Genomic DNA, 14543 nt, shown 5'->3' with positions numbered 1-14543 from the left:
CCAGAGTAGCCCGTAAAACCAGATAAGGGGACAGATTTATTTTTTGGAAAAATAAATCTGTCCCCCTTTTTTGGATGCCCAGGCCGGAAACGAACTGCCATCACGATTTTAGGATAGGCAGGAGGCATTGCTTCAGATCAATGCGGTTCAGATTACTGCTGTGGGTCGATAGTTGCCTCCTTGAATGACTGCTTCTGGCCGAAAACTGCCGTTCGCGAAGGATAATAGTTTACGAGTGTTTTCAGCGCCAAGGATCTTTCCACTGTCGCGCAAATAATTGCCGACAGCTATACACTACCTTTCAGATAATCCACGCTCACTAAAAACACCTTCAAAATACTGTAAAAATTCGTTTTTTATTTCGGGACAAACCTTCTTGATATAGAAAAGAAAATACCATAAAGGTGTGGCCTCTCCTGTATCATCCTGCTCCCAGTCTTCCTCATTTCCGAAGCAACAGATTACACATCGTACGAAATTCGCGAATGCTGGATCCGATTCTCTATATTGCCTTTCAATTGGCCAAAGATCGACAAAGAACCCCTTCCTTTGCTCCTGACTAGACTCAACTACTCCAGGAGTTACGGCCTTACTCAGGTAGTTAGACATAAGATCGAGTTTTGCAGAAGAAATACTACTTAAAGCGTCGCCTTCAATCAAATGAAGCAAAAAATCCGCGTAGCACCGCACTAATTGATTAATGGATACGCCGGCGGCAAGGAGACGCGCCTCAAGATTTTCGACTTCTTCAATTTCTTTTTCATCACTCATTCTTTAACTCCATCACATACGCCGAGCTTACCCATAACTTGCGCGCAAGATCGGCAAAACTTCAACTGTTTACCATCATTCCTTACGGTCGTAGATGTTGAGCCGTTCGTAATATCTCTCAAAGCTTCGACAGATTTGACATCGTTAGCCTTGGCAATCTTACTCAGCGCATCCGCTTCTCCGCAGTGCCCATGAATAAAAGGAGAACGTTGATCGTCAGGTATCGATTCATAGAGCTCTTGAACCACAGGATGCTGAATACCTTCCCCACCTGCTTTCGTGCTGTATCCAACCTCCGGTGCTTGCAGATTACCCGACTCAATTGTAGTGCGTGTGCCTTTGTTGTTCGGCGTAATTCCTTTTTGACGAGCCAGCCCGCGCGGGTCAGTCCACCCAGTAGGATTCGGAACATACTGGTAAAGGTTGAGTCCCCCTTCGTAACCAATAGGATCTTGACTTATGAAACGTCCCACTGACGGGTCGTAGTAGCGATGCCTGTTGTAATGCAGCCCCGTCTCATGATCATGGTACTGCCCTTGGAATCGGATAGGATTTGCAATGCCCTGCTGCTTCGCCCAATGCGACTGCTCCTCCCGAATCTCACCCCAGGCCTTGTAGTGAGCGCTCCATACGACGTCACCATTCTGATCGGTCATCTCCAAAGGAGTGCCCAAATGGTCGCATTGGTACCAATTCAATACATCGATTGGGGGCGATACTGCGGAACGATTCCAAAGCGGATCATCCTCTAAGCTGTAATCCTCATCGTAGTCAGGCAATCCCATCAGATTAATGGAATGATTCGACATCGCCTGAGCGACAGGAATGAATGTTCCGGGCTCAAACACGTAATGAATAGTGCGGCCCGCCTCCCCATCCTGCTGAGGACCACGACTTTCCCAAGCCAAGTTATCGCCATCCCAACCGTACAACGTAAAGCCACAGCCGTGCTCTCGCTGCAATCGAGCGTGCTCAGCGCTATTCCACAGTGAGCCTGCCGCCGGCCGCTGCTTGTAGTGGACCTTCGAATTCTTGGATAAACGTCGACCAAGGGCGTCGTAGGCAAACTCCACCGAAAGCCTTGAGTCCTCAAAATGCACCAGCCGATCAAACAGATCCCAACGCATCTGGCTGTAAGCACCATCGCACCAACGCTTTATCTGGTTACCACGCTCATCGTATTCGTAGTGAGTCCCTGCATACTCGCGCAGCAGGTTATCGACTAACTTGCTGCGTGGGGGAGTCAACTCCAAAGGCCGCCGACTCTCTGCCACTTTCTCATCAAGCAGGTTACCCGCCGGGTCAAAGTCGAAGGTTTCAACACCCAAACGACTCACTGCGCTCAACAACCGGCTCACCGGATCATAGCGATAGGACAACTGGCCACGGCGCGTATCGTTGATTTCGTTCAGTTGCCCTGCGGCGTCGTAGGCGTACTCACGCTTAAGCAAAACCGACTTGTCATCACTACGCCCCAACAGTTGCTCTTGCAGGCGCCCGGCCGGGTCCCACTTCTGCGTCTGCACAAGTCGATTACCTTGATGCCGAGCAACTTCGCGATGCAGGTCGTCGCGCTCAAAGCCAAGCAACTCATGCTCGTTCAGGCGCAATGCCAAGAGATGACCGCTGCCGTAGGTCAACCAACTGACCCGATGCCCATCAGGACGGATCGTGGCCACACGTTGGTTGAGCACGTCGTACTCGTGCTGCCAAACAGCAACCAGTGGCTTGTCCAAACCGAGGTAGTGCTGATGCTCACGCACCATATTGCCGGCCATGTCATGGAACCATTGCACTTGGCTGTCTGCGTTACTGGCGAGGATCATGTTGCCCCTGCCGTCATAGGCGTAACGCTCCGCTTGAGACTGGTCGCCAAGCGAAGCTAGACGCTCGGTTACACGCCTCATCTCGTCATACGCTACCGTCACAACACGGTCACCGGTGGCGACCTTTGATAGGCGTCCAGAAGCGATGTCGTACTGGTAGCGAGTCAGACGTCCGTCAAAGCCTGTTTCGGTCAACAAGCGTCCTACTGGGTCGTAGAGAAATTGCGCCGAACGTTGATTCTGGTTCTCCAGAGCCTGCAAACGTCCCAAACGATCCCACCGATACCGCAGAGTCTGTTCGGCAGCGTCCACGCGTTCTTCGACGAAACCAGCTACCGTGTAGCTCCAGGTCGTGCAGCGATCCAATCCGTCGACATGGGCCAGAAGTCTGCCCTCAGCATCGCGCTCAAAACGCTCCTCTGTTTTGTCCGGATGCCGGATAAGCGCTACCTGCCCAGCCTTGTATTCGTATTCGGTGCTCTGCCCTGCTGCATCCGTTGCGCAGATCATCAAGCCGCGATCGTCATACTCCCATGTACTGATCTTGCCCGAGCAATCCACATACTTGAGTAATTGACCCGCGTCATTGTATTCGAGGGTCTTCTCGTTACCGTTGGCATCCTTGATGGCAATCGGCAGACCTTTTTTGTCATATGCGTATTCAGTCTTGTTACCGAGCGGATCGACCGTTTCAACCAGGTTGCCGGCGTCATCATAGGCGCGCAGCCATAGCCCGCCTTCCGCGTCCATGATTTTGATGAGTTGGTCGTGGTCGTCATAGGCGAAGTGCACCACGCTATTGTCGGCGCGAATATGCTCAAGCCGATTGCCGCGCTCATCGTAGCTATAGCGGTCAGTGGCCCCATCGGGATGCACATGCCGGACGACGTTTTTGGCGTCATCGCGGAACAACCATTCCGACAAGCCATCGGCGTGACGAATGCGATACGTGTAGCCCAGGCTGTCGTAGTAATGCCATGTCTCGTTACCGTGAGCATCCGTTACGTACGTCAGACGAATGTTCTCATCCCATTCCAGACGGGTGTCGAAACTGCCGTCATCGGCCCACTCGCGCACGGCCTTGGCATCAGAGCCCGTGCCCTGCCACTGCAAGTTCATCCCGCGCCCGGTCCGGTCCGTGTAGCGCGTGATCAGATGATGCTCATACTGATACGACCGAGCTGCACCGTTCTCATCCTGGGCAAGAGTCAGATCGCCGTGCGCGTCATACTCATAAGCGCACAGCTGACGCTGTGGCGCCCCGTCACGGATCTCCCAGAGGCCGGTCAATTGTCCATGCGCATCGATCAGCGTGCCGAGGTGACGATGCACCTTGGTGATGTCATTTTCCTGATAGGTAATCAGGTCGGACAGTACGGGAGCATCACCGTGTCGATGCTCATGGTGCAGCATGATTCCGGCGCCACTACGCAATACAACACCTACTAGCAGGTAGCAAAGCCCATGACGGATGTAGGTTTCCTTGCGATCGAAACCCCGGCATAGCAGCAACTGTCCCTCGCTGACATGCAGCAAAGTGATGTTTTCAATTGCGTCGTAATGAAACTGACCGATCTTAGGTAACGGATAGCTATGGCTTCGGCCGTCTGCATTGTGGAACACCAGACCATCGTCCTGCTCATCGATGCGAGTCGTGAACGGAGTGATCCAGCGCGCGCCCAAGATGCCCGAATCATAGGCGCTCAAGTCCGAGCAATACGTGCGGGTCCAATCAATGGGGAAAGCGCCGGGCAAGCTGAAATCCGAGTGATCAAACGTCTCTGTACCCATGGCAAAGCTGATGCGCTTGCAGGTCGCAGGACATACTTCATTTTTCTCATCATTGGGGCGCGTCTTCGGCTTCGACTCAGCCCGGCTTACTTCAACCTTGCCATCGCTGGCAACGCGTCGGGATTGGCTAGTCATGCCCGGTTTGACGTTACCGCCCTGGCCGTGTGCGTTGCGCATGCGCCACGCTGCAACCGCGCTGGCCAGTACGACCAACAGCGCGCCAATCGAGCTTTGAACGGCCGGGTCACTCAACTTGTTCAACTGCGTGCGCAGCTCGGGTCCCATGGCGCGCAGTGATTTCGTATGAATCAGAACTTTTTTCTTTGCTTGTTCAGGCAACAGATGCTCGGCCGCACTGTTGGCAACGCCTTTGCCCGCTGCTTTGTAAACGTTTGCCGCGGCGCCGAAGATATTGCTGATAGCGCTCAAAGGATCATGTAGCAATTGATCGCTGGCAGCGCTTGCCATCTCCCCGGCTTCTTTTAAATTGCCTTTGGCATCGAGCTGTCCGTTTACGACGCGCTCTAACCCAACAGCAATTTCATTGAGGATCTTTTCGCCAAGCTCTCCTGCATCATTGAGCAGCTCCTTGAGTTTGGCTTGTGCCTGCTTAACGAAATCATCGATCACACCAACAATGTCAGCGTTCAGATGACCGACCACGACGTTGATCAACGCATCGCCCAACACCAACTTCCCGACCTTGGCGACCTCCTGGCGAACAAGGAACAATGTCGGACGCAAGCTCATGCGCGCGGCTGCCATGTTCGGCGGCATCGGCAAGACACCGATCAGGTTGATCCCGAGACTGACCCAGTTGAGAGGATCTTGTCGTGGGCTGTTCGAGAGTGTCACCACATCGTTCAGTGCATCGACCAGCGCCATGATATTGCCGACAACAGGCAGCGCACCGGCGACCGTCTTGATGCGCTCCAATGTCACCAGATCGCCACTGATCTCTCGTAACCAAGCATCGAATTGAGCCGCACTTCGACCCACATCTTCCACCATGATCAGATTCAGCGGAACAACGGCGACTTGTGGTTCACGTTTGGTTGCAACAGCGATATTGGTCGTCATGGAAGCGTCTTACCAGCCAGTAGGCTCGGGAATTCAGAGATGTCATGAGGCTCATCGCCAGGAGGCCTACGTCTGCACGTCGCCTCTCGTTGGCAATGAAACCAGGATGTAGTCAGGTCGATCAGCTGATCACTGCGCCTTTCGGACCGCTCGCAATGAGCGCGGCGCCACAGGCAGTTTTCATACCGTCCAGAGCGATGGGCGTACCATCAACGGTGTAGGTGCTGCTGCCTTCTGCAATGGGGAAAACCCCTTTGCAAAGCGGACAGCTAACTTTGTGACCGACGCCAGCAATAGGCTTGCCGTTGAGGTCGGTTCGGGAGAAGGCTTCGAGCACTTTGCCACCGTGAGTGGTGGAGTCGCCTAAGCGAATAACATCTTTCATGGTGTCACTCCTTTGACTAAATCTTGGATTTATATCGGCCAGGCAAACGTTCGAAAGAGGGTCGCCCTCGTTCATATTTTCTGGCTGGCCGATAAAGCGCGCCGCAGTCACTACCGACCTGTCACGCGCCCTTCGATCTCACACTGCGTTTCGTAGATCTAGCCGACACATTTGTGTTTATCCAAGCTTGCTTAGCCAAGCTTCGATTGTTGTCAGCGAGATCACTCTTCGAATCAATCAGCTCTGCAGCCACCAATTCAGCAGCGTTTCATCCTCTTCATCATCAATGTTCTTGTAGACGTTGGCGTAATACCATTCGAGGCCGGTTTTCTCGCGGAAGCGATCAAAGAACTCATTGATTCTGTCCATCCCGTTGCTGGACGGCACAGCCAACGAAAGATTGCCTTCGAAAACGCCATCAAGTGTTCCACCCAGCTCATTGCCGACATCAGATTCGAGCTGAGCAATGACGTCCTCGGGGATGAAATCGGCGTAGATATGAATACAAAAATTCCCTCCGCGCTTGAGGACTTCAGCGTGAGTGTTTTTGTTTTTTATCGAGATGACATCACCTCGAGCCAAATTCAGCGCAAGGCCAGGTGAAGACAACAGCTCATATGTATCCTGCCCCATCGCAATTGCAGGGAGCTCCTCGAATACGGGGCCACCGTCATCTGATACAAACACCTGAATCAGTACAGGCAATTCTTTATCGTCCATATGGCGCTCCACAACTTCCACGTTCGACACACGACATCCCTTCCTTCACGTAACCGCTATTTCCCGCACTCAGGTTACACGACGCGCCCTCAAGATCTACGTTGACATCGGCAAGGTTGCCCCCATTTGAGGTGGCCACATTCTTATGCCCCAAGTGCATGTCATCAGGATTGGTAGAGGTATGTCCACACCGCCAGCACTTGTAAACGCCCACTGGCTTACTTTTATCAATGAGTTTTTTGCGACAAGCCGCCTGCCCTTTTCGACTGCCTCCGCCGACCTTACTCGCAGCGATATCTTGAGGCGATGCTCCAGCGCCGTCTTTTAGGGCGCGCTTGGATGGCGGTTTCTTCACCAGCCCTAAAGGGTCCACCCATTGGGTTGGGTTAGGTGCGTATTGATGAAGGTTTATGCCCCCCATCAGACCTATCGGATCCTTTGAGATGAAGCGACCTACATGGGGGTCGTAGTACCTGTATCGGTTGTAGTGCAAGCCTGTTTCATGATCGTGGTACTGACCTTGGAAACGAATTGGATTGTTCAGCCCATGCCGTACTGCTGTGGCTGATGTCTGTTCTTTTGCCTGTCCCCACGCCTTGTATTGAGCGCTCCAGGCGACCTGACCGTCCTGATCGGTAAGCTCCAATGGTGTGCCTAAATGATCACACTGATACCAGGCTAAAGCATCAAACGGATGTGCTTTGGGTACATGACTCCAAAGCGGGTCATCTTCAAGACTCTCGCCACCGACATATTCAGGCTGGCTTAACAAATCAATCGAGGCGTGTCTGATCGCTTGAGCCACCGGAACAAACGTGCCGGGTTCATCAACGTAGTGGACTGTGCGGCCAGTTCCCCCATCAATAGGCGCAGGACTGCTTTCCCAGGAAAGATTATCTCCGTCCCACCCGTACAAAGTCAGGCCACAGCCAAGCAAACGCTGAACACGTCCCTGCTCATTTTTATTCCAGTGAGAACCTGCTTCAGGACGATTTCTATAATGGGCGGTTGAATGCTTGTATAGCCGGCGACCCAAGGCGTCGTAGGCGTATTTGACCGAGAGACGATCATCCTCGAAATGAACCAACCTATCGAACAGATCCCATTGCAATCGACTGCGTTGACCATTGTGCCAACGCAGTGTTTGATTGCCGCGATCGTCATATTCGTAATGGGTGCCGACGTATTCCCGTAGCAGATTGTCTACCAACCGACTACGCGTTGGCGCATGATCAAGAGGCCGCCGTACTTCTGCCACCTTTTCGTCGAGCAGGTTACTGGCAGGATCGAAAGCGAATTTCTCAATCCCGAGGCGGCTTGCTGCACTGATCAGTCTTCCGACTGGATCGTAACGATAGGACAGCGGTCCGCGACGCGTGTCGTTTAGCTCGGTCAACTGGCCGACCGCATCGTATTTGTATTCGCGCTTGAGCAAAGTGGAATTGTCATCACTTCGGCCTAGCAATTGCTCCTGCAGGCGACCTGCCGGGTCCCATTTTTGAGTCTGGCGCAGACGATTGCCTTGATGACGAACGACCTCACGATGTAGGTCATCTCGCTCATAACCGACCAGCTCGTGATCATCCAGTTTCAACGCAAGCAAATGCCCACTGCCGTACGTCAGCCAGCTCACCCGGTGACCATCCGGGCGGGTCGTAGCTACGCACTGATTGAGGGGGTCGTACTCGTGCCTCCAGATTGCAACGAGCGGTGCATCCAGGCTCTGATAATGCTGATGCTCTCTGATCAAATTACCGGCCAAATCATAGAACCACAGCAGCCGGCTTTGGTCATTCGTGGCCAAAACCATGTTGCCATTACCGTCATACGCAAAGGATTCACTCTGAGACGTATTGCCCAAGCTGGCATGGCGTTCTACAAGCCGTCCCATGGGGTCAAACGACATCGAAATGACGCGCTCACCGCTAATCGCTCTCGCCAAACGCCCGCTCTCGGAATCGTACTGATAGCGCGTAGCAACGCCATCGAATCCTTTTTCCTCAAGCAACCTTCCGACAGGGTCATAGTGAAATTGGGTGCGCTGCTCGTTTTCGTTTTCCAGCGCTACAAGACGACCCAGCCGGTCCCAACGGTAGCGAAGCGTTTGCTCGCAGGCGTCTACGCGCTCGGCAATCAACCCGGCAGCGTTATAGCTCCATGTCGTGCAGCGATCCAGACCGTCAATATGGGCAAGAAGACGCCCTTCGGCATCACGCTCGAATCGCTCCTGGGTTTTATCTGGATGAGTAATCAGGGCGATATGTCCAGCCTTGTACTCATACTCGGTGCTTTGTCCTGCTGCATCGGTAAAACAGATCATCTGACCGCGATCGTTGTATTCCCATTCGCTGGTCTTGCCAGAGCAATCGGTATATTTCAGAAGCTGACCAGCATCGTTGTACTCAAGCGCTTTCTCGTTGCCGATTGCGTCCTTGACAGCGATCAACTGACCTGCTTTGTCGTAGGCATACTCCGTGTTGTTTCCAAGCGGATCGACCGTCTCCACCAAATTGCCGGCATCATCGTAAGCTCGCTGCCATTGCCCACCTTCTGCATCACTAACCTTGATCAGTTGATTGAGATCATCGTAGGCGTAGTGAGCGACACTGCCGTCGGGACTGATGTGCTCGAGCAAATTACCGCGCTCGTCATAGCTGTATCGATCGGAGGTCCCGTCTGCATGAACGTGACGAATGATGTTTTTTGCGTCATCGCGAAAGAACCACTCTGAACGTTCATCGGGATACCGAATCCGGTAGGTGTAGCCCTTGATGTCGTAGTAGTGCCAAGTCTCGTTGCCATGGGCATCGGTGACATATGTCAGGCGGATGTTTTCGTCCCATTCAAGACGAGTATCGAAACTGCCGTCATCCGCCCACTCGCGCACGGCCTTGGCGTGTGAGGTGTGGCCGTCCCACTCCAGATTCAACCCGCGGCCGGTGCGATCGGTGTATCGAGTCAGCAGATGATGCTGATAGTGATAGCTCCAGGCAGCACCGTTTTCATCCTGTGCCTGGATCAGATCGCCGTGGATGTTGTATTGGTAATTACACAGTTGTCGTACAGGCGCGCCGTCACGGATTTCCCAAAGACCGGCCAACCGCCCATGATCATCAAGCAGGGTTCCGACGTGCAAATGGATCTGCGTTATATCCCCTTGATAGGTGATCAGGTCAGACAATACCAGGGCGTCCCCATGCCGATGCTCATAGTGCAGCATTAGCCCCGCGCCACTGCGCATTTTGACATCCGTCAGCCAGAAGGAACGACCACGACGGACATAGGTTTCTTTGCGCTCGAAACCGAAGCAAACCAGCAGTTGATCCTCACCGGAGCGAACCAGCGTGAGATTCTCAACGGGGTCATAGTGATAGAGGCCTACCTTGGGCAGAGGAAAATCGATACTACGACCGTCGGCTCCAAAGAAAACCAGACCATCGCCCTTGCAGTCGAATCGGGTGGTGAACTCTGTCACCCACCGAGCACCTAGTTCGCCATTGTCAAAGGCATCAAACCGGGAGCTGTAGGTACGCACCCATTCAATAGGAAATGGACCTGGGAGGCTGAAATCGGTATGGCTTAGCGACTCGGAGCCCAACGCGAAGCTAATACTGTTGCAAGTACCCGCGCATGCACCATTTTTCTGGCCATTGGCGTTAGCATTCGCAGGAGCCTGACGGCTGCTGGCTTCGAGCCGGCCTTCACCTGCTTTGCTCTGCGCCTTACTGGTGGCATTAGGTTTAACACTAGCGCTCTGTCCATGTCCTCGGCGTTTACGCCAAGTCACCACAGCACCGCTGAGCATTTGCAACAACCAACCGATGGAGTGCCGCGTTCCCGGGTCACCCAACTTACTCAGTTGGGTTTTGATTTCTGGCCCCATCGCTCTCAATGTGCCGGTGTGGGTCATCACCAGTTTTTTAGCCTGGTCCGGCAGAAGGTTTTTCGCTGCGCTATTGGCAACTCCTTTACCTACGGCTTTGTAGGCACTGAATGCAGCACCAAAGATATTGCTGATGGCCGCCTTGGGATCGCTAAGCAATTGATTGCCGGCAGCAGTGATTTTCTGACCCGCGGCGCGCGCATCGCCTTTTGCGTCGAGCTTGCCGTTGACGACGGCTTCAAGCCCTTTCGCAATTTCGTTTACCGCGCTTGCCCCCAAGTTCCCGGCATCGGCAAGAATGCCCGAAAGTTTTCCTTGGGCCTGTTTTACGAAGTCATCGATCGTGCCGACGATGGTGGCGTTCAAGTGCCCGACCAGCACTTCGATCATAGAATCGCCCAACAACATCTTGGCACTGTTACGCAGTTCCTGACGTACCAAAAACAAGGTCGGGCGCAAACTCATACGAGCAGCAGCCATGGTCGGAGGGGCTGGTAAAACACCGATCAGGTTGATACCCAGGCTGACCCAATCAAGTAACTCCCGCTGCTTGCTTTTGGTAAGCGTGACGATGTCGCCAAGCGCGTCGACCAGCGCCATGATGTTGCCTACAACCGGCAATGACCCGGCGACCCCTTTGATTCGATCGAGCGTGACCACATCACCGCTAATGGATCGCAGCCAGGCATCAAACCGAGCGGCACCACGCCCCACGTCCTGCACATCCAACGTGTTGAGCGGAACGACGGCTACCTGAGGCTCGCGCTTCTTGGCAACGGCAGCTTCAGTCATGACAGCACCTCCCCATTTAACAGGTCAGCTGCCTTAAGCGCTGGTTTGGGCAAGGACGGGGCCGGAAGGCTAGGCAGCTTGCCCGCCTTGCTTGCTGCACTAAGAATGCTCGACGCGCTCGGTGTCGCCGCACCCGCCAGTTTTGGCAAGCCAGCCACTCCGCCTTGTACAGCACCTTTAACCTGTTGCGCCGTTTCCAATGCACCTTGTGCCGTCTGTACAGCACTCATCCCTGTCTGGGCCATATCCTTGCCCTTCTCCAGCACATCCCAGCTCTTGCTCGGCAACACTTGAGCAACCATTGCTTGCACTTGGCTTGGAGCTTCGTCCGCGCCCGGCGGATTCAATGGCCACTCCGGTTTGCCGATATAGCTGCCTTCACTCCAGGTATCGGCCGGATCCTTGCCGAACAGCACGCGCGCCGGTCCCGGTGCAGCACCAGAAACGCTCGCAAAGCCCTTACCGTCGAGTTTGCCCTTGATGCTTTTGCCCAACGCATCGATGACTTCGTAATCACCTTCCTTGATGCCTTGGCGTCCGGCGTACTGGTTGAACAATTCGAGGTTACCCTTGCCCGGTTTCGGCGGTTCCGGGAACACGCCCGCCAGGGACTTCGCCCCGGTGTAGGCGAAGTTCGCCGCATGCGCGGTGTACGGACCGCTGGTCGCGTGGGTGATGCCGCCGGCGTTGTAGGTCGTGGCGCTGCCGCCGCCCTGGATCACCAGTTCGGTCTTGGCGGTGATGGTGATGCGGTCGGCATTGGCGGTGATGTTGAGTTTGGCCAACAAGTTGATGCTGTCCTTCAGTGCCTTGACATCGATGTCGCCGGAGGCCGCCACCAGCCGCCAGCCGATGCTCTGCACGAACAGGCGCATGCCGCGACTGGCGCTGGCCAGCAGGCGTTTGCCGATGGAGAAACTGGTGTGACCGGTGCTGCTCAGCGCCAGGTGTTCGCCGGTGGCGATGTGGCTGGAGCGCGGTGTGGTCAGGGCGATGCCGGCGGGACTGGCGAGCACCAGATGCGGCTCGGTGAACTCGGGAAATTCATTGGCGGTGAGGTTCGCCGGGCCGCTGCCGAGCACGCCTTGGTGCTACGCGTGCAAGGCCTTGGCCACGTCGTCCTGATCGCCGGCCTCTTGAGCCTGAAGCTCTTTGGCTTGTGTGGCGAAACCGTCCTGTTGATCGCTGGCCGTGGCCAGACGCTCGGCGGTTTCCGGCAGGTCCTTGTGGTGCTTGGATTCATTCGGGCGCGGCTCGGTGGTGATCAGCAGACCGGCACCGGCACGCACGGCGCCGTGACGATCAGTTCTTAACTCAAAGCCTTCACCCCGAGGCTGACCGCCGCTTGGGCGCGGGTGGGTCAGGTAACCAAGGTTGATCGCACTCGCACCGTGATCACTGCGCAGCGCGATGCTGATCTCGCTGGTGGTGTCGTCGATGCGCAGTTCGTTGGCGCGGCTGCCCTTGTATTCCTTGCTCTTGACCGTAGCGAGGGTCTTGAAGTCCGGCAGCTTGTAAGGCGGCAGATTCGCACCGTGGTACAGGCAACCGGTGATCAAGGGCTGATCGGGATCGCCTTCGAGGAAGGTGATCAAAACCTCCATGCCGACCCGCGGAATGTTGATCGCGCCAAAGGTTTCGGCGGCCCAGTTCGAGGCCACGCGCATCCAGCAACTGGTTTTGTCGTCGTGTTCGCCTTCGCGGTCCCAGAAGAACTGCACCTTCACCCGACCGTACTGGTCGCAGTAGATCTCTTCGCCCTCGGGGCCGCAGACCACGGCGCTTTGGGTGCCGAGCACTTTCGGTTTCGGGTGATCCAGTGGCGGCCGATACGGCACGTCCCACGGAATCGCATTGAAGCGGTTGCGGTAGCCCTGATGGAAATCGTCTTTGTTGTCGGTGGTGTCGCTGGTCACCGACTCTTCGAGCACTTGTGGCTGCTTGCCTTCGTGGAAGATTTCGGTGAGCAGCCACAGGTCGTTCCACGTCGGGTTGGCGTGGTCGGTCAGGGCCAGAAAATGCCCGGTGACCAGAATCGGCTGGTCGCTGTTGCCCTCGGCCAGGCGATAGTCGCTGCGGTGGCGTTCGAGGTTGCGGTTGGCCAGGTGCTTGCCGCGCTCACGATCCACGAAACGGCCCGGGTAGTCGTAATCTTCCAGATCCGGCTGAGCGCTGCTCTTGGCGTCGCTTTCCAGCTCGATCTTCGGTTTGACGAAGTCGTAATCACGCCGTGTGGTGCGGCTGGTGCGGGTCGCCAGACGCAGGCCGAAACGCTTGACCACCGGTTGATCGGCGACCAGCCCGGAGTCCTGTTGATAGGCCACCGGCGCCAGTTTCGGGAACACCGTCTGGTCATCGCCGAACATCAGTTTGTGGCCGCTGGAGGTGTGCTGGAAATGGTAGTGAATCCCCTCCTCCTCACACAGGCGCTGGACGAAATGCAGATCGCTTTCGTCATACTGCACGCAGTAGATGCGCTCCGGGTAAATCGCGCTCAACTGAAAGTGATAGTCGCTGGCGAGAATGCCGTGTTCTTCCAGCACCTTGCTGATGATCTGCTGCACGGTCATCTGCTGGAAGATGCGCTGATTGACCCGATGCGCGAGGTACGACAGCTGCGGGCGCAGGGAGATTTTGTAGCGCGTCAGGCGCTTGCCGGCCTCGCCCTGGGCGATGCTGTAGATCAGCCCGTGAATCCCCGTGCCGCTGGGCGACAGCTGCAGGAACGCGAGTTTGTGCAGCAGGCTTTCAAGGTTGATCGAGGCCTTCTCACTGACCAGTTCCAGTTCGAACTCGAAGGGGGTGTTGAGCGCCTCTTTCCCGGTGAACGACAGCACCTGGAAATCGCTGTCCGCGCCATCGATGGTCAGATTGAAATGAGGCTGATTGGCCGGTGAGAACATCCCTTGTTCCTCGCGCAATTCTGCGACGCGCAACAGCCCTCAAGGGGCTATAGGCAAAAAAATTTTTAGAGGTGAGTGCGCCCCGACCGGTCTTGCCGGCCGGAGCGGTACAACGATCAGCCGAAATTAAACGACTGGAGCACGCCAGTCATCGGAACCCGAAGTACCGGATACTTCGTGGGTCCAGGTGATTTTGCGGTAGGTGAACTGCACTTCTTCCAGGTGGGTGAAGTGGGCGTTCGATGGATCCTGGCAGTTGTGCATCTTGTTGTTGATGGCGACGATGATCGCGTCTTCCAGTTTGGTGGTGTAGTAGTGCTCTTGGGTACCTTGAGCCGAAGTGCGGTACCACTGGATAACGATTTCGCTCATGCGCTCGCCGGAGGTCAGAG

8 protein-coding genes are annotated in these 14543 nt (G+C 55.2%); all 8 read right to left on the bottom strand.

The window, feature by feature from the left end; all coding sequences use genetic code 11:
- Positions 1 to 294: 294 nt before the first annotated feature.
- Positions 295 to 771: a hypothetical protein gene (locus tag L6D82_RS27950; RefSeq protein WP_236192091.1), complete on the bottom strand. Its 477-nt coding sequence runs from the start codon at positions 769 to 771 to the stop codon at positions 295 to 297.
- Complete coding sequence (locus tag L6D82_RS27945) at positions 768 to 5468, bottom strand: RHS repeat-associated core domain-containing protein (protein WP_236192090.1); 4701 nt, start codon at positions 5466 to 5468, stop codon at positions 768 to 770. Before L6D82_RS27945 ends, L6D82_RS27950 begins: the two co-directional genes overlap by 4 nt.
- A gap of 121 nt (positions 5469 to 5589) precedes the next feature.
- Positions 5590 to 5853, bottom strand: a complete 264-nt coding sequence (locus L6D82_RS27940) for a PAAR domain-containing protein (protein ID WP_130902052.1) — start codon at positions 5851 to 5853, stop codon at positions 5590 to 5592.
- Between the two features lie 237 nt (positions 5854 to 6090).
- Positions 6091 to 6573, bottom strand: coding sequence for a DUF4265 domain-containing protein (locus L6D82_RS27935; RefSeq protein ID WP_236190878.1), 483 nt, complete (start codon positions 6571 to 6573; stop codon positions 6091 to 6093).
- Positions 6563 to 11248, bottom strand: coding sequence for an RHS repeat-associated core domain-containing protein (locus L6D82_RS27930; RefSeq protein ID WP_236192089.1), 4686 nt, complete (start codon positions 11246 to 11248; stop codon positions 6563 to 6565). The genes L6D82_RS27935 and L6D82_RS27930 overlap by 11 nt, the downstream gene beginning before the upstream one ends.
- Positions 11245 to 12330: a DUF2345 domain-containing protein gene (locus tag L6D82_RS27925; RefSeq protein ID WP_236192088.1), complete on the bottom strand. Its 1086-nt coding sequence runs from the start codon at positions 12328 to 12330 to the stop codon at positions 11245 to 11247. The genes L6D82_RS27930 and L6D82_RS27925 overlap by 4 nt, the downstream gene beginning before the upstream one ends.
- 9 nt (positions 12331 to 12339) lie before the next feature.
- Positions 12340 to 14151: a type VI secretion system tip protein TssI/VgrG gene (gene tssI, locus L6D82_RS27920; RefSeq protein WP_236192087.1), complete on the bottom strand. Its 1812-nt coding sequence runs from the start codon at positions 14149 to 14151 to the stop codon at positions 12340 to 12342.
- Positions 14152 to 14277: 126 nt separating this feature from the next.
- The coding region (gene tssD, locus L6D82_RS27915; RefSeq protein ID WP_236192086.1) for a type VI secretion system tube protein TssD at positions 14278 to 14543 on the bottom strand (266 nt) is incomplete at its 5' end.

The sequence above is a fragment of the Pseudomonas paraglycinae genome, assembly GCF_021601625.1.
GTDB lineage: Bacteria > Pseudomonadota > Gammaproteobacteria > Pseudomonadales > Pseudomonadaceae > Aquipseudomonas > Aquipseudomonas paraglycinae.
Note: the sequence above shows the minus strand (reverse complement) of the source record. Positions and strands in the feature narration are given on the sequence as shown.

Bases quoted from the DNA above. Each gene is read 5' to 3' on its own strand.
- L6D82_RS27950 (WP_236192091.1), bottom strand. From the start codon at position 771: ATGAGTGATGAAAAAGAAATTGAAGAAGTCGAAAATCTTGAGGCGCGT.
- L6D82_RS27945 (WP_236192090.1), bottom strand. From the start codon at position 5,468: ATGACGACCAATATCGCTGTTGCAACCAAACGTGAACCACAAGTCGCC.
- L6D82_RS27940 (WP_130902052.1), bottom strand. From the start codon at position 5,853: ATGAAAGATGTTATTCGCTTAGGCGACTCCACCACTCACGGTGGCAAA.
- L6D82_RS27935 (WP_236190878.1), bottom strand. From the start codon at position 6,573: ATGGACGATAAAGAATTGCCTGTACTGATTCAGGTGTTTGTATCAGAT.
- L6D82_RS27930 (WP_236192089.1), bottom strand. From the start codon at position 11,248: ATGACTGAAGCTGCCGTTGCCAAGAAGCGCGAGCCTCAGGTAGCCGTC.
- tssI (WP_236192087.1), bottom strand. From the start codon at position 14,151: ATGTTCTCACCGGCCAATCAGCCTCATTTCAATCTGACCATCGATGGC.